This is a genomic window from Vibrio sp. 10N.239.312.D08, from assembly GCF_041466145.1.
Classification (GTDB): Bacteria; Pseudomonadota; Gammaproteobacteria; order Enterobacterales; family Vibrionaceae; genus Vibrio; species Vibrio crassostreae_C.
Window position 1 is genome coordinate 1 of record NZ_JBFSSD010000106.1, and the last position, 1794, is coordinate 1794.

General features: G+C 43.4%; 1 protein-coding gene and 2 pseudogenes. 1 reads left to right on the forward strand and 2 read right to left on the reverse strand.

Features of this window, described 5'->3' with window-relative positions; genetic code table 11:
• Positions 1-88: 88 nt before the first annotated feature.
• Positions 89-277 (reverse strand): annotated as a pseudogene (locus AB6D58_RS24310) (transposase domain-containing protein); the annotation flags it as partial.
• 47 nt (positions 278-324) lie between these two features.
• Between AB6D58_RS24310 and AB6D58_RS24315 the strand changes: the two are divergent.
• On the forward strand, positions 325-1443 hold the full coding sequence (locus AB6D58_RS24315) for an IS110 family transposase (protein WP_017070419.1): 1119 nt from the start codon (positions 325-327) through the stop codon (positions 1441-1443).
• Between the two features lie 256 nt (positions 1444-1699).
• Here the strand turns inward: AB6D58_RS24315 and AB6D58_RS24320 are convergent.
• A pseudogene (locus AB6D58_RS24320) lies at positions 1700-1794 on the reverse strand (transposase); the annotation flags it as partial.

The following is a 1794-nucleotide window of genomic DNA, read 5'->3' on the forward strand; positions in this document are numbered from 1 at the left end:
TTCTAATCTGGTTCTGATCCGCCAAATTTCCTCAAGCCGAAAAGGCTTTTTGACGGTAAACGCCCCATGAACCTACAGGGCGATATTACTAATGTTTGAAGTTCCAAGGTAGGAGCGCATCGATATCTGGCTCAGCTTTCGCTAGCTCCTTCATGCACTTGACCATGTAATCGTAGAGGATAAGCCCATTGGCTTTTGCGGTCTCGACAATGCTATAAAGCATTGCGCTCGCTTCGGCGCCATTAGGGTTGGTCGAGAAGAGCCAGATGGTATGACCTTATATACTTAGACTTACCTACTGGTGCGTTTTTGGAGGTCATCAATATGGAATCCGTCAACTATTCTGCTTATATTGGACTTGATGTGCACAAGGACACAATTGCTGTTGCGATTGCAAGTCCAGAGCGGCAGGGAGAAGTTCGATTTTATGGGAATATTTCTTCAGCAAAAGATGCCGTTATTCGTCTAATGAAGAAGCTAATCAAGCTTCACGGTACGATCCTTGTCTGCTACGAAGCGGGCCCAACAGGCTACGGTCTATATCGATTGTTACTTAGCATGAACATAGAGTGTACAGTTGTGGCTCCTTCTAGAATACCTAAGATATCAACCAACAAGATCAAAAATGATCATCGAGATGCCGTCGCTTTAGCGAGGTTGTTAAGAGCGGGTGAGTTAGTTGATATCTGGGTACCCGACCTGACACATGAAGCTATGCGAGATCTTGTGAGAGCCAGAAGCTGTGCAAAGAAAGATACTAAAGTTGCCAAGCAGCGAATCCAAAGTATTCTTCTGAGAACGGGTAAAAAGTATGAAAAGAAAATGTGGACTGTCCGCCATCGAGTATGGCTAGCCAACCAATCTTTCCCCTTAGCTTCTCAACAAATAGCTTATGAGCACTATCGACAAAGCTTGGAGCAAATAGAAAACCGTATTGAGCAATTAGACCAAGAAATTGATAGGTTACTTCCTAACTGGTCACTTTATAACTTGGTTAATCAACTGCAAGCTCTAAAAGGTGTCGGACGTACGATTGCAATCTCCGTAGTGGCTGAAGTGGGTGATTTCTCCCGATTTAGTAATCCGAAACAAATAATGGCATTCCTTGGCCTAATACCTGGTGAACACTCAAGTGGTAGTGTGACTCGTAAAGCAGGGATCACTAAAGCTGGAAATGTTGAGTTAAGACGACTTTTGTATGAGGCAGCATGGGCATATAGAAACAATGCTAAGGTCGGTAGCTGGTTAACTGCGAATCGACCAGATAGTGTTTGCCAAGAAGCCAAAGATATCTCCTGGAAAGCTCAGCAGCGATTATGCTTCCGTTACCGAAGCTTGGTAGCTAAAGGGAAAAAGTCACAAATAGCAATTACTGCTGTTGCGAGAGAGTTACTTGGATTCATGTGGGACATTGCTGTCACCACTCGAAATCAGAGAGTTTAAAATTTGCTTGGAAGTGAAGAAGCTCAGGTGAGTAATCCTCGTCAAGAATTTAAGTCGACCACTTGGTTAGATACTAGCAGCCAGATAGAGGTAAACTCATTACGAAAACCATGTTGGGGCTAAAGATCCCCGAATAAGAGTATGTATAACCCAAGTTATTGCTAATTCACTTTCAGGCAATTCTAATGTTGAAAGCATGCCTCGTCTCACAGAGGAGAGAGAGGTTTTGTCGAAAAACTTGAAAAAGGTCATAAGAGTTTTTCCTGCCAATGACCAGCGGCTTAATTGCGCGCTCTGCGCGATTATTATCGATAGATAAGTGACCATCGTCGATATAACGAATGAGTTTAG